Raw genomic sequence first — 20,985 nt, forward strand, 5'->3', positions numbered from 1 at the left:
TTATTCCCTATAGAATTTTTTATTTGTTATCAAGTTCCATCAACATGGTTTCGACAGCTTTTTCAAGTTGAACATCACGGCCAGCAGTAACGCTCTCTGGGTCAGCATAGATCAACACATCTGGGTGGTCTGTCTGGCGCTCAAGAAATTTACCATCTGGGTCATAAATGCCAAGTGGGGGTGTTCCTGCGCGGATGTCGCCTGATGCTGTGGTTTCCCAGCCAGCGTAACTACAAGTTCCTGTAACGGGCGTGCCGACAACAGTGCTGACATCAAGGTTAAGCCACGCTGCGGTAAAACACGAGCCATCAGAATAAGCACCCTGATTGACCAGCGCAATGGAAGGTTTTACCCATTCGGTTAACGGTTCACCTTGTGCAACACGGCCATTTGGTACATTCCACATGTATTGTGTTCCGGAAAAGAGCTGTACTAACCAGTCCACCAAATCCCCTCCGCCATTGTCGCGTACATCGATAATAACGGCTTCTTTGGTGTAATGACGGCCAAAGAGATCCCGATAAACGCGGCGATAAGAATTATCGGACATGTTTGGTACATAAACATATCCTAAACGTCCGCCAGAAAGCTCTTCAACCAAGTCATGGCGGGAAAGAACCCATTGTTCACGCAACCATGCACGTTCTTCGTTTTGGGAAACTGGTGTCACAACAACATCAAATTCGCCGTCATCATCTGCTAACGTTAATCTTGTTCTTTTTCCTGTCGTTTCAAGCATGTGTTGGTAATAATTCACATCTGTATCAAGTTTTACATCATTGATTGCTATAATACGGTTCCCGGCAGCTGCACGGTCACTGGCTTTGCTTAATGGGCCCGCTTCAAGTACATCAGCAATTAATATGCCGCTATCATTTGAATTTGCATGATCAAGTATGGCGCCAATTGCACCAGTGTTTGCTATTGGTTTCCCAAGATAACGACTATTGGCGTGGGAAACATCAAGTTCACCAGTAAGTTCTGCAAGCAGTTCAGAAAAGTCCCGGTTGTTATTGATTGCAGCAACTTTCGCAGCATATTCACCATACATTTGATCCCATTTGGCCTCTACAAGCACATCTGGATTATAAATTCGGTCATTCGTTACTTGCCAAAGGTGGTATAGCATTGCTTCGCGTTCTTTATTGGCGTCAAGTGCCATTGTTCCTTCCGCGGCAATTGGGGAGGTTTTACCATCCTCAAGGACAATTTTCTGTAATTTCCCATCTGTAAGAACAATTGCATTTTTTCCATCCGTCGTCATTTCCATTCCGGCGGATCGGGCATCCAGTTTCGCAAGTTTTGAGGTCGTTTCCTCACGGAAATCATGGACCCAAAGATCATATCCAGATTCAAACCTTGCCAAATAATAAAGCTTTGATGCATCTTCGTTTAATGCAAATCCAGCTAGTCGCGATGAATGAATGGTAAGGCGAGCCTGTCTTTCGATGGCGCTTTCAAGTTCGATGGTAACAACAGGAATTTCTTCTTCTGCTTCATCATCGCCGTTTTCTTCGTCTTTGTCTTCTTTACTTGCTTCTTCGTCCAGCGCGACTTGCTCTTTATTGCGGCGGAAATCATCCCACGCATCTTGGGTTAGGAATTGTGCGTAAACATCTCTATCTGATCCATGACCGCCATGGTCACGTCGGCCGTAACGATCGGTCGCCCAGCTGATTATGCCACCATTTTTATGCCATTGTGGGCCGTTATCCGCATAGCCGGATTGGCTGATGTCTAATGTTTCGCCGGAACCATCCGATGCAACTATTGCTACATTGGGAAAGAATAAACGGCCATTTGCTTCCATATCCACTGCAATCCATTTGCTGTCAGGGGACCATGATGTTGTTATACTGCCTACACTCATGGAAGAGTAATTATGTTCAGCCGCTAATATGCTGTGGGACCGCCCGCTTTCAATATCATATACGCGGACCTCGTCCCAATCATTGGTATAGGCAATCTGTTTTCCATCTGGTGAAACGATTGGGTTAAATACCGAATTTTCGGCTTCAATAAGTTTTTCTTCGTTCAATTTTGTTGAAACATAAAAATGTGTTTCATCCTCAAGAACAAGGCTGGTTTGGTAAATCTGCCAGCGTTCCATGCGTTCCGATGCGTAAACCAGCCCACGTCCATCCGGTGTAAATCCAACGTTTCTTTCAAGACCAGGTGTATTGGTGATTTGTTTTGTCGTACCAAATTCAAGGGCGGTTACGAAAATATTGCCGCGGGCGATATAGGCGATCTCTTTCCCGTCTGGTGACACTGTAAATTCACTTATGTCAGCACCCACTGGGATTTGACTGGTCAATGCACCTTGGGAATTAGTCATGATGTTAATATTTAGTTGCTGTGGTGCTTCGTTCGGATTTGCAACATAAACAGTGCCGAAATAATTATAGGCATAGCGGCCGTTATCCGCGACCGAAAGGTCACGAACCGCATGAAGATCATGAAAACTAAGTTGTTTTGCGCTATCCTCGCCACCAGAAAACGTCTGGTGCCAGACATTCACGGTTCCGCTTCGGTCACTAAGGAAATAAAAGCCGCCTTGATCATCAGAAAATGCCGGTGTCGTGTCATTCCATTTATTGGTCGTAAGCTGCTCGAATGTTCCATCGGATGGGTTTGCCAGCCAAACATCACGGGCAAATGGGGAATCATCATGTTTTCTGTAAAACTGTTCAAGGCCAGGATCATTGGCATAAATTAATGTGCTGCCGTCATTGTTCCATTTTGCTTGTATGGCAACAATGGGTAAAACTTGTGATGGTGTGCCGCCGGAAAGGGGAACTTGATAAAGTTCAACGTCGCGTCTTGCTGGGTCTTCGCTGGCATTAAGTTTGTCATATCTTGATGATGTGAATAAGACACTTGATCCATCATGTGCGAAATCCGTCGGTATATCGTCACCGGAATGATACGTCAGTCGGCTGATTTGCCCACCAGTAGCAGGAAGAAGAAAGATATCCATATTACCGTGCCTGTCGCTGGCAAAAGCAATCCACTTTCCATCAGGCGACCATACCGGGTTTCCTTCCCATGATGCGGCTGTGGTCAGCGGCATTGCCATCCCACCATCCGCAGAAACAGAATAAATATCCCCCATATGGGTAAATAATACGGTTGATCCGTCCGGCGAAATTGCCACATCGCGGTGCCAATTGCCGGATGTATTTTCTTGTTGGGCAAAAGTTGCGGTGATTGTGATTAATGAAAAAAGTGAAAATAGGCGAATGAAACGCATTGATTGATCCTTATTCAGCATCTTGTGTTAATGAATATCGGGATTTCTATTTTGGATTATAGACTTTAATCCATGTCCTCTCACAAAATGCTTAACACACATATTTTCGAAAAGCAATTTTGATGTGATCACAAGCGAATATGGTAAATCAATGACAGTATTTGGATTGTCTATTGTGCTGGAAGGTCTTTTTCTAGTCAGTGAAAACAAAGCAATACCTTGACTTGACCGGGGATGGGCATGACGGCGTATTTGTCATGCCGTTATCACTATTGATCTTAAATAGACTGTGAACAGCAGTATCTACTATTGATCCAAAAACTCTCTTATTTTATCTCTCAGCTCTGGGTTGCTTTTCTTAATTTTTGTCAGCACAGCAAGCAACTGTTCAATTGTGATAGGTACTTGATCATTTTCCATCATTCGTGCAGACGTTTTATTTAGAAGTTCTATCCCATTAACATCTAGCTCACCCTTACGGCATTGAGATAAGAGAGCTGTATAAGTGTAAGAACATAATTCTCTTTCAGTAATCATGTTTCTATTTGTTTTTATAAACACACACTCTAAAGGAGATATTGACCTTCCGAAAAAAGCGGATTTAAAAAGCGGATCACCGCTTCTTAATGTATTCGGTGAAACAGTTTCTTTGTGATCAATATTGTATCTATCAAACGTAGGTAATAATGAAGATATAGAATATCCATTTTCCATAATTATTTGTGACATCTGTATTTCATAGTCATTGATAATATCATCTTTTTCCAGTTGATCTGGTACGTCATAAAACCCCTTTTGCGCGAGCAATTGATATCCTTCTGACGAAAGTGCATAGGCCATTGTTTGAACATGAAAAAATGGCGGGCTATATGTGTGCCTCTCACCAAATTTTTGTGAATGATATGATTGTTCAGGTAATAGGTTTATTGAGGACCCGATTAATGCAACATCAGCAGAAAGTTTTGTTGTAAAGGTTTGATGCCAGTTTTTATCATTATATGTCGGTAAAAACGGTCCCCTTACACTAGAGTTAATAAAAACATAGGCATCATAATGATTGTCTGTGTTTTGTTTATAAAACTCTAAAACCGCACCAAAATCATTATTGTGATTTTCTATAAAAAAGTAAGTTACATTTGAAAATTCAGGCAGTTCAAAAGAACAATTCCCCGATATATAAACAAAGTAATCCACATCATCGACTATTGCAGTATTTAAGAAATAAATGAAATTTTCTTTGTATGTTTGATCGACTTCAAAATATTGATAGATGATCGCGGTTTTCATTACGGTATCCAATAGAGTTAAATGATTTTACGTAGATTAAGTTAAGGCCTCTTAAGTCGGTAATGGCAGTGTATGGTAGAATCAATTTGCTCTGACTCCATTGGTTCCTGATCCATTGATCTCGACTCCTTTGATCTCAGAAACTCAGAAACTTCGCTCGCGTATTTCTTCAGCCTTGTCAGAGTAATCATATTTCTCATAAAGTGCTAGAGCTGCTTTATAATGCTCTTTAGCTATATGTGGGTCATCATTTTCAGCTAATACATCACCAAGCTTAATATGAATATTGGCAACCCTTGAGGCTGCGATTTTAGCGTATATATCTATTGTTTTCTGCGCATTTATTTCAAACTCATAAGCTTCTATTAAATTTATGAAGAGTCTTTCATAAACTTTTTGTGCAACGTCAAAATGGCCATTCTCGACTTCTATATCACCTAATTGTTCGTAATGGCGATTATATACATTCGGATGTACGAGATAATTTCTATAATTTACACCTTTATATTCATATTCATTGTTCATATTGGCAGTAAAACCATCAAGATGTAAATGATACATATGTTCATGGTTTATATATTTAATGGTTTCATCTTCGGATTTATGATCAATTTTGGAAAGCATGACTTGAATGGCCATTGACTGGTCAAATTTTACACTAATATTTTTATGGTTTCGTGAAATTTTTCCTGCTAGTTTTACTACTTTTCGAGCTTCATCAAATTCACCTAATTGCAATTCCATATCTGCCCTTTTTAGATATAGGAAGAACAAGTACTGATCAAAGTCTCCAACAGATGGTACAAGTAAAGTCTCGTCCGTATGTTCATTAAATACATTCAGTTGTTTTTCATGAGTTTTGCGCATGCCTTCAACATTGCCGACAATAGTGTATAATTTTACAAGACGGGCTAACATGTTCGCTCTATGAAAACCTTGATCTTCCATATTGTCAAATTCTAACGCTTTAATTAAGTCGGCTATTGCCTCATCGTATTTTTTAGTTCTTTCTAACATACCTGAACGTGCAGAGTGGGCACTGCTTCTGTCTCTGCTTTCATTGGTTAAGTCAGCGAAATCAAAAATCTGGTCTATAATTTCCAGCTCTAATTTGTAATCTTTTTGGTTCCTGACGTATGCAATATAAAGATTTATATATTTTCTTGCCTCATCATATTCTTCCATTTTAATCAGCAATTTGATTGTTTTGTCATAGCTCTCCTTGATCAGAGTTGGCTGAGTGGTACGAATTACATCGGGTTTGAGGATGCGGGAATAATCTCTTATCTTTTTAATATCTTCTGGATTATGTTCTTTATCTTTATCCTGTTTGCGTTTTTTTATTTTTACAATATGGGTTAGTAAATTTCGATCGACTCCTAAAAAACCTTTGCTAGTCGCAATATCATGAGCATTAGCTCCAGCATTATTTTTCCTATATACATCCGCTCCGTTATCTAATAATAGCTGTACAAGATCAGCATTACCTGTAAAAGCAGCCATAAGTAATGCCGTGTTTCCACGCGTGTCTATTTCATCATCAACGCTTACACCATGTTCCAGTAAGGTTTTTACGACTTCTTTGTGTCCGTATCTTGTAGAGGCACCTAATGCAGTGCCGCCGAATTTGTCTGGAATTTTATAGTCAGCATCATTATCCAGTAGGAGTTTTACGACCTCATGATGGCCTTGAGAGGCCGCTCTATACAATGGCGTTATACCATTTCCCTCTTGTATGTTTATGTTCGCGCCTTTGTCTATTAAGGCTGAGATTATTTCCACGTGCCCCTGATTTGCGGCAGCTAGCATGGCAGATATTCCAGTTTTATCTTGACCATTGATGTCAGCACCAATTCCCAGATATACATTCACCATTGCAAGATCGCCATTAAATGCAGCTTGTCGTAAACCTTTGTCTTCGGTTTCGCCAGCAAATGAAGGGGGAATAAGAAATATGCAGAATAAAAAGAAAATAAAATACGAAGTTATGTGGAAGTAATTATTTATACGGTTTAAAACTATAGGAATAATGATATTTGTATCTGTTTTAATAGGATATAAGATCATGCGCAAAACATCCCCAAATATTAGAAAGTTTAAACTCTTTAAGTAAATTATTTAATTACGGATAATGAGTCAATCAAGCTAGAGCGATTGTAGAGTAATAGGGATAAAATACTAGATATTAAAATATACCTCTTCACCTCTCGTGTGGAAACACCTCGATCTCACCATCATTAATCGCAAACGCCACCTTGCCATGCTTTAGATCGATTGCGTTTTTGCCGAATAGGTCATAACGCCATCCATGCAGCGCCTTTACATCCGCGTCGTCGTTTTCAGCGATTTTTTCTAGGTCTTCTACATTTGCCAATAGCTTTGGTGCGACGTTTTCGGATTTGCAGACGAGCTTGAGTAACACTTTAAGCAATTCCACCACGGGATCGGTGTTTTGTGATGGTGGTTTGCGGCGGCTGATTTCCGGTAACTCGCTTTCGGGTAAATCGATGACTTCTTTGATGATGTCGATCACGGCTTTTCCGGCTTTGCTGTTGGCGAAATTGCTGCCCAGACCGCGGATGCCCGTTAATCCGTTCACGTGGGTTGGGCGAGCAGCCGATAATTCAAGCATGACTTCGTCGCGCATGATGCGGTTTCTTGGCAGGTTGCGCTTTTGTGCGTCGGCCTCACGCCATTCGGCGATACGGCGCACGATCGCGTTAAATCGGCGGTTGCTGTTTCTGATTTTAACGCGTTTCCATGCATCTTCAGGTTTGATAATATAGCTGTCTTTATCCAGCATATCTTCGATTTCTTCTTTTAACCAATGTTCGCGGCCATTTTTTTCGAGCTTTGCGGCAAGTTTTTTATAAATCACGCGTAAATGTGTTACATCGCCAAGGGCATAATCAATTTGTCGTTCGGTGAGGGGGCGTCTCGACCAATCGGTAAATCGTGTACTTTTATCAAGGGATTGATTGCATAACGCGATTACCAGTTTTTCATAACCGATGCTATCGCCAAAGCCGCAAACCATTGCAGCGATTTGAGAATCGAATAATGGTTTTGGCACAACGCCCGCTTGATTAACGAAAATTTCGATATCTTGTTTGGCCGCATGGAAAACTTTTATAACCTTTTCATTTTCCATCAAATCGTAAAATGGGGTCAAGTCAATGCCACTCGCAAGTGTATCAATGGCGTGATATTCGTTATCGTCGGCAATTTGTATTAGGCAAAGCTTTGAATAATATGTCTTATCCCGAAGAAATTCCGTATCAACCGTCACATAATCCGATTTTGATAGACGGTCACAGAGGGCTTTTAAGTCCTCATTCGTTGTAATTACGCTCATAAATACCCTTAATATATTGGCTCAAATGAAAGATTAACTTGACTATGCGACAATAAAGCATAAAAACACTTTAAATTGAACATGAATATTTAAAAAAGTAGAAGAAAGATTATGCACGAATATAGATCACATACATGTAATGATCTCCGCAGCGAACAAGCTGGTGAGGTAGTTCGCCTTTCTGGATGGGTACACCGTAAACGTGACCACGGTGGATTACTGTTTATTGACCTTCGCGATCACTATGGCATCACGCAATGTGTTTTCGATAGCGACTTTAAAGAAATCTTTGAAATTGCCGATAACGTCCGCGCCGAAAGCGTGATCCGCGTTGAAGGTGAAGTGATTAAAAGAACCGACGAAGCCATCAATCCTGAGCTTCCAACCGGTGAAGTTGAAATCCTTGTGAAAAAGGCTGATGTGCTGAACGAAGCAGCGGAATTGCCGCTTCCTGTTTTTGGTGATCAGGAATACCCGGAAGATATTCGTCTTAAATACCGTTTCCTTGATCTACGCCGTGAACGTATTCACAATAATATCGTTCTGCGTTCTGATATTATTTCAAGCATCCGTCGCCGCATGGTTGACCAGGGTTTCCGTGAATATCAAACACCGATCCTGACAGCGTCATCACCGGAAGGTGCGCGTGACTTCCTTGTGCCATCTCGTATGCACCCGGGTAAGTTTTATGCGCTGCCACAGGCGCCACAACAGTTCAAACAGCTTCTTATGATGGCTGGTTTTGACCGTTATTTCCAAATCGCGCCATGTTTCCGTGACGAAGATGCCCGTGCTGACCGTTCACCGGGTGAGTTCTATCAGCTTGATATGGAAATGTCTTATGTGACACAGGAAGATGTGTTCTCTGCGATTGAGCCAGTAATGCAAGGCATTTTTGAGGAATTCTCAGACAAGAAAGTAACACAGGCACCATTCCCGCGTATTACATTTGCAGACAGTATGATGAAATATGGTAATGATAAGCCGGACCTTCGTAACCCGATTGAAATCTGTGATGTGACAGAAGTATTCGACGGTTCTGGTTTCGGTATCTTTGCTGGTGCAATTAAAAACAATGGCGCAGTCGTTCGTGCGATCCCGGCACCGGGTGCAGGCGGCAGTCAGCCACGTTCATTCTTTGATAAAATGAATGACTGGGCACGCGGCGAAGGATTTGCCGGTCTTGGTTATATCCGCTTCAAAGACGGCGAAGCCATGGGCCCAATCGCCAAGAACCTTGATGAAGAGCGTCTAGCTAAGTTAATGGAAATTGCTGGTCTTGACGGCAATGACGGTGTGTTCTTCTCTTGTGGTAAGGCAAATGATGCGGCGAAGCTTGCTGGTCACGCCCGTACAAAAGTTGGCGAAGATCTTGAGCTTATTAACGATGATGAATTTAAATTCTGCTGGATCGTTGATTTCCCAATGTATGAATATGACGAAGACGAGAAAAAATTAGACTTCAGTCATAACCCATTCTCAATGCCACAAGGTGGACTTGAAGCACTGAATACAATGGATCCTGAAGATATCCTTGGTTACCAGTATGACATCGTTTGTAATGGTATCGAGCTTTCATCAGGTGCTATTCGTAACCACGTTCCGGAAATCATGTATAAGGCATTTGAAATTGCCGGATACGGACCAGAGGTTGTTGAAGAGCGCTTCGCAGGTATGCTTAACGCCCTTAAATACGGCGCGCCACCCCATGGTGGTATCGCACCGGGTGTTGACCGTATCGTGATGCTTCTTGCGGATGAGCCAAACATTCGTGAAGTGATTGTCTTCCCAATGAACCAAAAAGCAGAAGATCTTATGATGAATGCGCCAAGCGAAGTCGAAATGAAGCAGCTTCGTGAACTTCATCTTCGTACGATTGTACCAGAAGAGAAGAAGTCGTCATAATCATCTGTCATACTCGGACTAGTTCCGAGTATCTCTTTTCATTAATGAAACCCACGGGACAAGCCCGAGGGTGACTGTGATAAAGATAGATATATAAGAGGAAAGGCATGATCCAAGTGGGTCATGCCTTTTTTGTTTAAACTAGATATGTGAATGGAGCGACTGGCTACGCCTGAATATCAACGTTGTTACCAACGCCAGGGCCAGTGTCTGCTTCTACTGCTTTTTTACCGTCAGCTGCGCCGTCGATTTTATTTTCGACGTCTTGCGTAATTGCTGCATTCTCTTGGCTTCCGCCACGTCCTGCATCAACTTGTATCTGTGATGATGCGCTGCTTGCTGCTGCTATATCAACCATAACATTTCCTTACAAATTTAACTCATTCTATAGTAGCAATAATGTTTTAACAATTTGTTAAGAAATCAATTGCTTTTTATTCATTTACATGTGTGCCATTATAGTAGAAAATGCAAGATTATCAATAATATTAGGCTTTAACCGGCGAACGGGGCGTTTCAAAATGGAAATTAATTTCTCTAAGTCATTGAAAAATATAACATGTCTTTCAATGTTGGTGATGGTTGCTGCCTGTGGTGGTGGCGGGGATTTTGAACCCGTTTATGATGAAACTCAAATGCCGAACCCGGACCGTAGAATAAATGGGGAAATGCCGTTTTCCAGCCCGTCGCTCATGAAAATGGCCGAATCATTCCGTGCGGCGAATGATTATCCGAATGCCATTCGCTTTTATCAACGTGCTGCAAATGAAAGCCCAAGACATGTGACATCACGTCTTGCGCTTGCTGAAATTTATCAGCAGCTTGGTGCCCATGATGGGGCTGCGCTTTATTATCAGCAGGTTCTGGAACTGGAACCGGATCATGTTGATGCGAAGCTGGGCTTAGGTCAGGTGATGGTGCTCGGCAATCGCCCGATGGAAGCTGTTGGATATCTAGAGGAAGTGGCGACAACGTCACCGGATAATTTCAGAATTTATAACAGCATCGGTGTGGCATATGATCTTCAGGGATTGCATGAGCAAGCACAAAATGCATATAGCCGCGGCCTTAACATTCAACCAGACCATATTTCATTGATTAATAATCTTGCATTATCTCTTGCGATTGAGGGGGAATATGCACCCGCAATCCAATTATTAAGCAAGGCCGTAAATCTTGATTACAGTCAGACGACGGCGCAACAAAACCTGATTATGGTTTATGGCATGTCTGGCGATGAACGTTCCGCAAGAACCATGGCGAGCAGTTTTATGACACCGGAGGAAATAGAAGAAAAAATTCTTCATTACCGTTGGTTAAAAAGCCTAACGAGTGAAAGACGTGCTCAGGCAATCTTTTTAAATTTAACATCATTCCCGGAAGAAAGGGCGCCAGTTGTAGTTCCAGAAGGGGTAGTGCAGGTGGCAAGTCCAACTGTTACAGAAGAGACAATATCAGAAGAAACTGATCCGAAGAAACGTATGTTAATGGATATTCTGAATGCGGAAGAGGGGGCACGAGAACTGGAAGCACCACCTGCACAGGTCATTGGCGCTAAAGAAACCGAAGAATTTGAAGGTTTGATCTTGCCGCAATCAGCCATTGATAGCGAAGAAATGATCCCGAATGCCGCCATGGAAACAGGTGATGCAAACGTTTATAAATTGCAGCTTGGTGCATATAGCGCGGTTGATCAATTGGTACTGGACTGGGAACGGTTAAAAGGCGTGGCACCGGAATTGTTAGCTGATGCAAGCATTGACGTAGAAGATGTGGACCTTGGTGGTGGAAGAAAATCATACCGTCTTTATATCGATGAATATGATAATTTCAGCGCAGCAGACGGCAGATGTTCTGCGTTAAAGGGTAAAAACGTACCTTGTGTCGTCGTGAATAAAGAAAAATAGCAATTTTTTCTTTAATCTTATTCAAAAGTAAAATATGTATGTCTCATATTTTCCTATGGGACATAAAGTATGCATGACGAATTAAAAAACAAGCTAGGTTTAAAAGCCGATAATTGCCAAACGATGGCGGACTTAAGAGAAGAAATTGATCTTCTTGACCGCACCATCGTGGAAATGTTTGCTATTCGTCAAACTTATATGGATCAAGCAGCAAATATCAAACAAAGCCGAGATACGGTACGCGATAATGACCGCGTTGAAGATGTGGTTGCTAAAGTCAAAGCCCACGCAGAAAAAAACGGTGCCAATCCTGAGCTAACCGAAGAGCTATACCGCACCATGATCGAATGGTCGATCAATTACGAATTCGGAAAATTCGACGAGATTAAAGGTAAGTAGGGATTAATTTCTCACTCGTCATACTCGGGAACCGAAAGTGAAGGAGCGGAGCGAGGACACTTGTTCCGAGTATCTATATTTAATTAAGAGTAATTTATAAAATTATATGAGACCCACGGGACAAGCCCGAGGGTGACGGTTGTTGCTGTTAGCTATGTGAATGGCGTTGAAACGGTGAAGGAATGCTAATTGTTGGCGTCGGCAACTTAAACGAAAAACCGTAATGTTCCTTTAGCCCAAGATATATATCAGAAAGCCCTCCAGCAACCATCAGTATAAGAAGCGGAATAAACCCAAGTCCGATGATGTTTAGTAGAATGTCCATTTTTGGCTCCTGTTATTATTTGTTCTAATTATGTTCTATATGGGCAGCGTTCTCTTGTCAAGAACAAAAAAGAACAAAAGTGGAATAAATGACATTAATGTGAAAATATCATATTGAATGTGATCACGAAAATACGTATAGTTTCTTCATCAATAACAACAGGATAATTCAGAATGTCTTATGTTTCTTTTGTCAAAAAAATCGTCATTGCCGGGGTAGCGTCATTTTTGTTCGTTGCAACATCGTTTGCGCAAAGCGCTCTACTTGAAAAGGGTGACCAACAGGCCTTCGGGAATTTAAAGGCCGTGAGTCAATATGGCCATGTGGTTTTTACCGATCAGCCTGATGAGGCAACAATCGGAATGTTAAAAGATCAAGATATCGGTCTTGTATTAAGCATTCGCGGTGAAGCAGAAGACGAAGGATACGATGAAAGAAAAGCGGTTGAAGAGCAGGGTATCCCTTTCATTCAAATTCCATATATGAAGGGTCGCGGAATTGATCTTGCGGCTATGGATGAGATTTTATCCGTTGTTAATGCGGCGGGTGAAAATGGCACTAAAATGATGCTACATTGCACGCATTCACAACGCGCGGGATCATGGTTAAGCGCGGTACTTTATCGTGATCATGGTGTTTCAAAAGAAGAAGCCATGAAAATCGCCAAGGACGCAGGGTTATATAGCGAATTTCTTACCAAAATTCATTCTGAATTTTTGGATACACTTAAATAAACAGGACAAGTAATGCTTAAAAATATTATGACTATTGTGGTGGCGTTCGCGCTGCCATTCATTGCAAATGCACAAAATTTGGATCATTTGACAGCCAAGAAAGAAATTGAAGCTTTCGGTAATTTTTCCAAAGTTTCACAAATGGGCAATATCGTATATGCCGGGCAACCGGACGCGGACACCATCAAAATCCTTAAAGAGCAAGGATACGATATGGTCGTAAGCGTAAAGTTTGATGATGAAAAAGTCGGATATGACGAACGCAAAGTAGTTGAAGAAAACGGCATGTCATTCGTGCGCATTCCATTTTATGAGGGCAGCATAAACGATAAGGTACGCACGGTTTCCGATAACGGTGTTGCGGAACTTTCCAAAATGCTTTCGCAAGCCACATTAAACGGTAGTAAAGTTTTCCTTCATTGCGGATCAGGTCAGCGCGCTGCTGGTGCCCTTGGCTCGATATTGGCTCGTGATTATGGTTACAGCAAGGAAGCCGCAACGAAAGCGGCAAAGGATGCAGGCCTTACCAGCGAAGGTGTCGGCAAAGCCATGTCCACATACCTTGATGGTTTAAAATAAGGGTAGGGAGCACCAAATGAATAGAATTTTTCATGCGATTTTAACTGTTTTGTTCATTAGTGCTTCTGCCTATGCAGATAATATTGATCGCACAACGGACCACGGTAATCACGCATTCGGTAATCTTGAAAAAGCACCACACCTTGGCAATGTGGTTTATGCTGCGCAGCCGGATGAAGCAACGACGAAAACCTTTAAAGAGCATGGCTTTGATCTAGTGATCAATATCCGCGGCTTTAATGAGGACCTTGGTTTTGATGAAAAAGCGGCCGTCGAAAGCCAAGGTATTGAATATAAACAAATTCCTTACCTGACCGCCCCAACATTTGAGGCGGGATTTAGCCACGCCGCACTTTCTGAAATCAAATCGGTTATCGATGAAGCATCACTTGCGGGAAAGAAAATTTTACTGCATTGCAGCCATGGTCAGCGCGCAGGGTCGACCCTTGGCGCGATCCTTTATCGTGATTATGGCTATAGCAAGGATGATGCCTTAAAAATGTCATTGGCCGCGGGCCTCAGTTCCGAATGGGGGATAGAGCGCCTTCATAAAATGCTTGATGAAACTGTGCGTAAGGTCGAACCATTCGGCGGCATAAATAATATGGTGAAATATAAAAATTTTTATATCGGTAGCCAGCCAAGCGCCGAAGCCATCAAAATGATGAAAGATCGCGGCATTACAACCGTAATCACCAATCGCGCCGAAATTGAAAATGATGGCTTTCCTGAACAGCAACATGTGGAAGATGCCGGCTTAAAATTCATGCGCGCCCGCATTTATAATGACCGCTATGGTGATATTAATGATGGCAAATTAAATGTCGCGGAACTTGAAAAAGCATTGGGATTAATCGCCAATACCAAAGACGGTGATGTTTACGTCCACTGTGGGTCAGGTGACCGTGCATCAATGATTTTGGCAGCGCATCTTTATAATGTTGATAAAATAAGCGCCCGTGAAGCTCTAAGTAAAGCCAGACAAGCAGGACTAAAACATCCTGGCATTACAGAGCAGCTTGAAATTTATATGGGTGTTCGGGAGTAGGACGCTGTATATAGTCATACTCAGATTTGTTCCGAGTATCTCGAGACCACGGGACAAGCCCAAGGGTGACGTTAGGGGTGGATAATAAAAAAGGCATCGTTCAAATTGAAACGATGCCTTTTATAATTCTATTTAAATTTCTTAAGCAGTTTGTTGCCCCGCTGCGGCTGTATCAAGTTCGCTTTGAACGCGGTTGCGGCCGTTATCTTTTGCAAGATAAAGGGCAGCATCGGCATTTTCGATTAAAGCTTCGCCGGATGGGCAATTGTCATAGCTTGCAACGCCAAATGACATTGTGATCTTGCCGAAATTGGCACCGGTTTGCTTGTTTTTGATGATGCGCTTTGAAATGACGCTACGAATGCGTTCCGCGAGATCGAGTGCTTCACCGAGTTTCTTTTTCGGTAATAAAATTGCGAATTCTTCACCGCCGTAACGGGCCGCTGCACCGTCTGAACCAAGTTCTGTTTTAACCACGTGGGCTACAACTTTAAGCACCTGATCACCGATTTGGTGGCCATAGCTATCGTTAAATTTCTTGAAGAAATCAATGTCACAAAGGATCAGGCACAGATCATGGCCAATTTTTTCATGGTTATTGATGTATTCGGATAGTTTTTCTTCAAAGAATTTGCGGTTGCCGATGTTGGTTAGTGCGTCCGTGCGGCTTTCCATGCGGGCATTGTCAAGATTATCCTGAAGACGTTCAATTTTGAACGTGCTTTCTTCAAGCTTCGTTTCCAGTTTCTGACTTTGTTCACGCATTTTATCGGTATCGTTAATCACAACCTGAATAATGTCTTTTAATTCTTCTGATCCCTCGAAATCAGAAAGTGCGCCCATATGATCCATTAGATCTTTTGTATGAAGACTTGAATTATCGCCTGCTTCTTTCAAAACGGATACGATTTTCTTAAGTTCTTGCTGGAACGTTGCGCCTGTTTCAATAACGGCTTTAAGTTCTTTTTCAGCAGAGAAAAACTTTTCATATAGTTTTTCACTAATTTCTTCATTGAAAGACATATTCTTGGAAGCCATGCCGTCAACAACCTTATTTAGATTGACATCCGACTTGGCAGAATAGGTGTACCAGAGGTGATAATTTTTTGGTGTAGGTAAGACCTTAAAATCAGTCATAACCTTAATAGTATTCGCAGACGTGCTCCAAATAAAATCTTTGTCCGCTTCAGATAATAGCTTCGCCATCTCAACTTATCTCTTTTTTTATATATTCCACATTTTTGTAATGTGATTCTATTTTTATGCCCCCAGAATTGAATCACTTATACACAATAATTTTTAAAAATTTATTAAACCGTAGGTTAAAAAAATTTATTAAAAATCAATCTCTTAGTTAATAAAAAATTAACAGCCCAAAAAGATGCTTGTAATATATATGTTTAGCTAAACTAACGCAAGAGAAAGTCTGGTACGTGATCGCCCATTCCGACGATAACTTTGTCATCCTTTTGATTTGATTCATCAATTTCGGATGATTTTTTTTCGTTTAATGGGCGCTTTTTAGCTTTGCGTGGATCTTCAAGTACCTCTTTCGGTACTTTATGAAGCGGAATGTCTTTATCCAGGAATTTTAAAAGCGTTGTTAGATACTTTTTATCCATATGCGTGCTTAGGGTGTAAGCGGTACCTTCTTTACCGGCGCGACCCGTACGGCCGATACGGTGGATGTAATCTTCCGGGTTTGATGGAATGTCGTAATTGAATACGTGGCCCACATCCGGAATATCAAGGCCGCGTGCGGCCACATCACTGGCCACAAGGATTTTAATATCGCCATTTTTAAATTTGGCGAGCGTTTCCATACGTGTGTCTTGATGCAAGTCACCATGAAGTTCCGCAGCAGAGTAACCATGAACATTCAGGGATTTATTGACGATTTTGACTTCTTTTTTGCGGTTGCAGAAAATAATCGCGTTTTTAATGTCGCTTTCATCAATCAAATGACGCAGTACATTGCGTTTAATTTTGTCATCGCCCTTGAATTTCACAAGGTTTTCTTCGATTGTAACCGCCGTTTGTGTCGGGGCGGATACTTCAAATTCTTTTGGGTCTTTTAAGAAACTATCGGTTAGTTTCTTTACTTCCGGCGGCATAGTCGCGGAAAAGAACAATGACTGAATTTTTTTCGGCAGCATTTTGCAGATGCGCTCAATATCCGGAATAAAGCCCATATCAAGCATACGGTCTGCTTCATCAACAACAAGCAGCTCAACACCAGTAAGCATAACATTGCCGCGTTCCATATGGTCAAGCAGTCGTCCCGGCGTTGCAATTAGCACGTCGACACCTTTATCAAGCTTTTTGGATTGGCCAACAAAATCAGTGCCGCCAATTAATAGCGCGCATGATAGCTTTGAATGTTTGCCGTATTTTTCGAAACTTTCCTCAACCTGTGCCGCCAGTTCGCGGGTTGGTTCAAGGATGAGTGACCTTGGCATGCGGGCGCGCGCGCGTCCGTGGCTTAGGATATCGATCATTGGTAACGTAAAGCTCGCCGTTTTGCCTGTGCCGGTCTGGGCAATACCCAGAATATCACGGCCCTGCAATGTGCTTGGGATGGTTTTCTTTTGAATGGGGGTGGGGTCTGTATATCCGGCCTCATTCACTGCGGCCAACACTTCGTCACTCAAACCCAGATATTCGAAACTCATACGTTGATCTTTATCCTTGTTTATCTCTTACCGCGCACAATAGGGATTAGGCAGGGAATGTCAATGTTTTCCTATATATATCAATCAGTTTCAAATTTGCTTTTATAAACTTTGTGATTTTTGCAACAAATCATCAAAACGAAGCAGTAGGTGATTTGCGTCGTTTTGTTCGTTTTTGCGATTTTTTGAATCTCGGGGTGGGAAAAAATCCCACTTAAAATATGCGTCGAGCGAATCGGGCATACTATATATTGTGGTTTTGCTAGATCGTTGACTCTAAACGATTCTTTTTTTTCTTTTTTTGTTGACCCGCCGAATCGGTTGTGATTCATTAGGGTATGAGAAACGTTAATACCATATTCATCCGATTGAAAAGGATGTCCGTACCGCTATCAGCTTTGCTGGTATCAGCATATTTTGCGGCACATGGTTTTAACAGTGTCACGGCACAAAAACTGCTAGAAGAGGAAATCGCCGCTCTCGAAGCAGAACGAAAAAAAATTAAAGCGGCGAGGGATGATCTGGAATTACATGTTGGGCTTTTGTCCAGCAATCATGTGGACCCTGATTATCTTGATGAACTGGCGAGACGTGAGCTTGGTTTCTCGCACCCCGATGAAATAATCATCACAAATAAATAAATTATAAATAAAATCGCATGAACTTGATGGGCCTTTCTTCGGAAAGGCCCTTTTTATTTGGGGTGGGGGAAATGTTCGAATCTTGTTTTAAGTGAATCTTATTGAATTGTTGAACGACCGTACAAAATAGCAGTAAACCCTAATGTATTAATAATTCTTATTCGTCAGATTTGCTTGTTTAATAAAAATCGTTTGTTTTCATGTTGTTATGTTGTAACTTGGTTTTTTAGCTATCTGTCAACAAAAAAATGCAATTAACTTAATTTTAGTTAATTAAAAAAATATGTTGTTTTTCAATAACTTTTGGTGATTATAAGGGTATGTTTTAAGGATTTAGGTATCCTTTTGTGTGATGTTTTTATGATGGAAAAGCATTTAAACCTTTAATCACACGGGACTAATATCAACAATAAGAGTGAGGAATATGGCTAAAAAACCTTCCCCCCGCACAACCAAAGGCGGGAAACCCGCCGCTCGCCGTAAGGCCGTTCAGAAAAAAGCCCCAGAGGCAACCCCAGAAGATCTTATCCAATATTATAAAGACATGCTTATGATGCGCCGCTTTGAAGAAAAAGCAGGGCAAATGTATGGTATGGGCTTAATTGGTGGTTTCTGTCACCTTTATATCGGGCAGGAAGCCGTTGTTACTGGTATTCAGGCAGAACTTAAAGATGGCGACAGCATTCTGACTTCTTATCGTGATCATGCGCATATGCTTGCATGTGATATTGATCCAAAAGTTATTCTTGCTGAACTAACAGGTCGTTCAACCGGTATTTCCAAAGGTAAAGGCGGTTCAATGCATATGTTTAGCGTTGAGCATGGTTTCTATGGTGGTCACGGTATCGTGGGCGCACAGGTTCCAATCGGTGCGGGTCTTGGTTTCGCGCATAAATACCGCGGTACAGATAATGTATCCGTTGTTTACTTCGGTGACGGTGCGGTAAACCAGGGACAGGTTTATGAAAGCTTTAACATGGCGCGTCTTTGGAACCTGCCTGTTATTTTTGTGATTGAAAACAACCAATATGCGATGGGTACATCACTTGCTCGTGCATCATCAGAAGTTGAGCTTTTCCGCCGTGGTGAAAGCTTTAAAATCGAAGGTGAAGCAGTTGACGGCATGGATGTTCTTGCTGTTCGTGAGGCGGCATCGCGTGCTGTTGCGAAATGTCGTGCTGGTGAAGGGCCGGTTCTTCTGGAAATGAAGACATATCGTTATCGTGGTCATTCAATGTCTGACCCTGCGAAATATCGTTCAAAAGAAGAAGTATCAAAAATGCGTGCTGAATTCGATCCGATTGATCAGGTAAAGAATCGTATTCTTGATAATAAAATCATGACAGAAGATGAATTGAAAGCCATTGATAAGGAAATCAAGGCAGTGGTATCCGAAGCAGCAGACTTTGCAACAACAAGTCCGGAACCTGATCCATCTGAACTATATACCGACGTTTTGGTCGCAGAATAAGAATTAAGGAGTAATCATAATGTCGATAGAAATTTTACTTCCTGCGATGTCACCAACGATGACAGAAGGCAATATTGCCAAATGGAATTTTAAAGAAGGCGATAAAGTATCAGCAGGCGACGTCGTTGCCGAGATTGAAACTGATAAAGCCACAATGGAACTTGAAACTGATGAAGAAGGTGTGCTTGGTAAAATCCTTGTTGCGGAAGGCGCAGAGGGCATTGCTGTTGGTACATTGATCGCCGTAATCCTTGAAGACGGCGAAGATGCAAGTTCACTTGACGGTATCACTGCGACTGTGGCGGCCCCAGCAAGTGAGCCACCAGTTATGCAAAGCACAGAAGCAGCACCAGTGCCGGAAGTGACAGCACCAGTTGCCGCCGTTCGGGTTGAAGCCGACCTTCCAGAAGGCACAACATTCACAAACATGACTGTTCGTGAAGCACTTCGTGATGCGATGGCAGAAGAAATGCGTCTTGATCCTGATGTATTCGTGATGGGTGAAGAGGTCGCAGAATATCAAGGCGCCTATAAAGTAACACAAGGCCTATTACAGGAATTTGGTGATCAACGCGTGATCGACACACCGATTACTGAGCATGGCTTTGCCGGTCTTGGTGTTGGTGCGGCGATGGCTGGCCTTAAGCCGGTTGTTGAATTTATGACATTTAACTTTGCGATGCAGGCGATTGACCAAATTATCAATAGTGCTGCAAAAACAAACTATATGTCAGGTGGTCAAATCCGGTGTCCAATGGTTTTCCGTGGTCCAAACGGCGCGGCAAGTCGTGTGGGCGCGCAGCATTCACAAAACTATGCATCATGGTATGCCCATGTTCCAGGTCTTATTGTTGTGGCGCCATATAGCGCGGCTGACTGTAAAGGTCTATTGAAAGCAGCGATTAAAGATCCAAACCCAGTGATTTTCCTTGAGAACGAAATCACATATGGGTACAGCTTTGATGTTCCAGATGTTGAGGACTATACAGTTCCACTTGGTAAAGCGAAAGTTGTTCGTGAAGGTGTGGATGTGACGCTTGTATCATATTCAATCGGTGTTAAATTTGCCCTGGATGCAGCTGAAAAGCTTGCCGCAGAAGGCATTGACGCAGAAGTGATTGATCTAAGAACAATTCGTCCGCTTGATATGGATACAATCATCGAAAGTGTTAAGAAAACAAACCGCATCGTTTGTGTTGAAGAAGGATGGGTTACATGTTCCGTATCATCTGAAATTTCAGCATGTCTGATGGAAGATGCATTTGATTACTTGGATGCACCGGTTATGCGTGTGACCAACGAAGATGTTCCAATGCCATATGCGGCAAACCTTGAGAAACTTACTGTTGTAAGTGATGAGCGTATCGTCGCCGCTGCAAAGCAAGTTTGTTATAAGCAAGGAGAATAAT

Annotated in this window: 17 protein-coding genes; 9 read left to right on the forward strand and 8 right to left on the reverse strand. The window is 42.1% G+C overall.

Annotated features, from left to right (window positions below):
- Window positions 1-19: 19 nt before the first annotated feature.
- The 4 genes from KW060_RS06570 to rnd all read right to left on the reverse strand — a co-directional run bounded on the left by KW060_RS06570 (window position 20) and on the right by rnd (window position 7,895).
- Entirely contained in the window at window positions 20-3,253 is a 3,234-nt protein-coding gene (locus KW060_RS06570; RefSeq protein WP_249035574.1) for a S41 family peptidase, read from the reverse strand.
- 306 nt (window positions 3,254-3,559) lie between these two features.
- Entirely contained in the window at window positions 3,560-4,540 is a 981-nt protein-coding gene (locus KW060_RS06575) for a hypothetical protein (RefSeq protein ID WP_249035575.1), read from the reverse strand.
- Between the two features lie 144 nt (window positions 4,541-4,684).
- Window positions 4,685-6,607 carry an ankyrin repeat domain-containing protein gene (locus KW060_RS06580; protein WP_249035576.1) on the reverse strand — a complete coding sequence of 641 codons (1,923 nt, stop codon included), beginning with the start codon at window positions 6,605-6,607 and terminating at the stop codon, window positions 4,685-4,687.
- Window positions 6,608-6,740: 133 nt separating this feature from the next.
- A complete protein-coding gene (gene rnd / locus KW060_RS06585) occupies window positions 6,741-7,895 on the reverse strand; it encodes a ribonuclease D (RefSeq protein ID WP_249035577.1) in 1,155 nt (384 codons plus the stop codon).
- A 111-nt stretch (window positions 7,896-8,006) separates the two neighbouring features.
- Between rnd and aspS the strand changes: the two genes are divergently transcribed.
- Entirely contained in the window at window positions 8,007-9,800 is a 1,794-nt protein-coding gene (gene aspS / locus KW060_RS06590; protein WP_249035578.1) for an aspartate--tRNA ligase, read from the forward strand.
- A gap of 166 nt (window positions 9,801-9,966) precedes the next feature.
- On the opposite strand, the gene KW060_RS06595 is transcribed toward aspS, so the two are convergent.
- Window positions 9,967-10,158 (reverse strand): hypothetical protein, encoded by a 192-nt coding sequence (locus tag KW060_RS06595; protein WP_249035579.1) that lies wholly within the window; start codon window positions 10,156-10,158, stop codon window positions 9,967-9,969.
- 163 nt (window positions 10,159-10,321) lie between these two features.
- On the opposite strand from KW060_RS06595, the gene KW060_RS06600 reads away from it, so the two are divergent.
- Window positions 10,322-11,707 carry an SPOR domain-containing protein gene (locus tag KW060_RS06600; RefSeq protein WP_249035580.1) on the forward strand — a complete coding sequence of 462 codons (1,386 nt, stop codon included), beginning with the start codon at window positions 10,322-10,324 and terminating at the stop codon, window positions 11,705-11,707.
- 69 nt (window positions 11,708-11,776) lie between these two features.
- Window positions 11,777-12,106, forward strand: a complete 330-nt coding sequence (locus KW060_RS06605; RefSeq protein WP_249035581.1) for a chorismate mutase — start codon at window positions 11,777-11,779, stop codon at window positions 12,104-12,106.
- 148 nt (window positions 12,107-12,254) lie between these two features.
- Here the strand turns inward: KW060_RS06605 and KW060_RS06610 are convergent, their stop codons facing one another.
- Window positions 12,255-12,431, reverse strand: coding sequence for a hypothetical protein (locus KW060_RS06610; RefSeq protein WP_249035582.1), 177 nt, complete (start codon window positions 12,429-12,431; stop codon window positions 12,255-12,257).
- Between the two features lie 173 nt (window positions 12,432-12,604).
- On the opposite strand from KW060_RS06610, the gene KW060_RS06615 reads away from it, so the two are divergent.
- From KW060_RS06615 to KW060_RS06625, 3 genes are read left to right on the forward strand one after another with little or no spacing between them, the layout of a single operon-like run.
- The gene (locus KW060_RS06615; protein ID WP_249035583.1) at window positions 12,605-13,165 is read left to right on the forward strand and encodes a protein-tyrosine phosphatase family protein; all 561 of its coding nucleotides are present in this window, start codon (window positions 12,605-12,607) and stop codon (window positions 13,163-13,165) included.
- Between the two features lie 12 nt (window positions 13,166-13,177).
- Window positions 13,178-13,744, forward strand: a complete 567-nt coding sequence (locus KW060_RS06620; protein WP_249035584.1) for a protein-tyrosine phosphatase family protein — start codon at window positions 13,178-13,180, stop codon at window positions 13,742-13,744.
- Between the two features lie 16 nt (window positions 13,745-13,760).
- Window positions 13,761-14,792, forward strand: a complete 1,032-nt coding sequence (locus KW060_RS06625) for a protein-tyrosine phosphatase family protein (RefSeq protein WP_249035585.1) — start codon at window positions 13,761-13,763, stop codon at window positions 14,790-14,792.
- Window positions 14,793-14,933: 141 nt separating this feature from the next.
- On the opposite strand, the gene KW060_RS06630 is transcribed toward KW060_RS06625, so the two are convergent.
- Both KW060_RS06630 and KW060_RS06635 read right to left on the reverse strand, forming a co-directional pair.
- Complete coding sequence (locus tag KW060_RS06630; RefSeq protein WP_249035586.1) at window positions 14,934-15,998, reverse strand: GGDEF domain-containing protein; 1,065 nt, start codon at window positions 15,996-15,998, stop codon at window positions 14,934-14,936.
- Window positions 15,999-16,201: 203 nt separating this feature from the next.
- A complete protein-coding gene (locus KW060_RS06635) occupies window positions 16,202-17,464 on the reverse strand; it encodes a DEAD/DEAH box helicase (RefSeq protein WP_249035587.1) in 1,263 nt (420 codons plus the stop codon).
- Window positions 17,465-17,802: 338 nt separating this feature from the next.
- Here KW060_RS06635 and KW060_RS06640 point away from each other — a divergent pair, with 338 nt between their 5' ends.
- The 3 genes from KW060_RS06640 (at window position 17,803) to KW060_RS06650 (ending at window position 20,984) form a co-directional block, all read left to right on the forward strand.
- Window positions 17,803-18,105, forward strand: coding sequence for an FtsB family cell division protein (locus KW060_RS06640; protein WP_249035588.1), 303 nt, complete (start codon window positions 17,803-17,805; stop codon window positions 18,103-18,105).
- Between the two features lie 424 nt (window positions 18,106-18,529).
- Window positions 18,530-19,576 carry a pyruvate dehydrogenase (acetyl-transferring) E1 component subunit alpha gene (gene pdhA, locus KW060_RS06645; protein ID WP_249035589.1) on the forward strand — a complete coding sequence of 349 codons (1,047 nt, stop codon included), beginning with the start codon at window positions 18,530-18,532 and terminating at the stop codon, window positions 19,574-19,576.
- Between the two features lie 19 nt (window positions 19,577-19,595).
- Entirely contained in the window at window positions 19,596-20,984 is a 1,389-nt protein-coding gene (locus KW060_RS06650) for a pyruvate dehydrogenase complex E1 component subunit beta (RefSeq protein WP_249035590.1), read from the forward strand.
- Window position 20,985 lies beyond the last annotated feature (1 nt).

The organism is Pseudemcibacter aquimaris, from assembly GCF_028869115.1.
Lineage (GTDB): Bacteria > Pseudomonadota > Alphaproteobacteria > Sphingomonadales > Emcibacteraceae > Pseudemcibacter > Pseudemcibacter aquimaris.

Coding starts and splice junctions, on each gene's coding strand:
- KW060_RS06650 (WP_249035590.1), top strand. CDS start 19,596: ATGTCGATAGAAATTTTACTTCCTGCGATGTCACCAACGATGACAGAA.
- KW060_RS06640 (WP_249035588.1), top strand. CDS start 17,803: ATGAGAAACGTTAATACCATATTCATCCGATTGAAAAGGATGTCCGTA.
- KW060_RS06580 (WP_249035576.1), bottom strand. CDS start 6,607: ATGATCTTATATCCTATTAAAACAGATACAAATATCATTATTCCTATA.
- KW060_RS06610 (WP_249035582.1), bottom strand. CDS start 12,431: ATGGACATTCTACTAAACATCATCGGACTTGGGTTTATTCCGCTTCTT.
- KW060_RS06620 (WP_249035584.1), top strand. CDS start 13,178: ATGCTTAAAAATATTATGACTATTGTGGTGGCGTTCGCGCTGCCATTC.
- KW060_RS06605 (WP_249035581.1), top strand. CDS start 11,777: ATGCATGACGAATTAAAAAACAAGCTAGGTTTAAAAGCCGATAATTGC.
- KW060_RS06615 (WP_249035583.1), top strand. CDS start 12,605: ATGTCTTATGTTTCTTTTGTCAAAAAAATCGTCATTGCCGGGGTAGCG.
- KW060_RS06600 (WP_249035580.1), top strand. CDS start 10,322: ATGGAAATTAATTTCTCTAAGTCATTGAAAAATATAACATGTCTTTCA.
- rnd (WP_249035577.1), bottom strand. CDS start 7,895: ATGAGCGTAATTACAACGAATGAGGACTTAAAAGCCCTCTGTGACCGT.
- KW060_RS06635 (WP_249035587.1), bottom strand. CDS start 17,464: ATGAGTTTCGAATATCTGGGTTTGAGTGACGAAGTGTTGGCCGCAGTG.
- aspS (WP_249035578.1), top strand. CDS start 8,007: ATGCACGAATATAGATCACATACATGTAATGATCTCCGCAGCGAACAA.
- KW060_RS06595 (WP_249035579.1), bottom strand. CDS start 10,158: ATGGTTGATATAGCAGCAGCAAGCAGCGCATCATCACAGATACAAGTT.
- KW060_RS06630 (WP_249035586.1), bottom strand. CDS start 15,998: ATGGCGAAGCTATTATCTGAAGCGGACAAAGATTTTATTTGGAGCACG.
- KW060_RS06625 (WP_249035585.1), top strand. CDS start 13,761: ATGAATAGAATTTTTCATGCGATTTTAACTGTTTTGTTCATTAGTGCT.
- pdhA (WP_249035589.1), top strand. CDS start 18,530: ATGGCTAAAAAACCTTCCCCCCGCACAACCAAAGGCGGGAAACCCGCC.
- KW060_RS06570 (WP_249035574.1), bottom strand. CDS start 3,253: ATGCGTTTCATTCGCCTATTTTCACTTTTTTCATTAATCACAATCACC.
- KW060_RS06575 (WP_249035575.1), bottom strand. CDS start 4,540: ATGAAAACCGCGATCATCTATCAATATTTTGAAGTCGATCAAACATAC.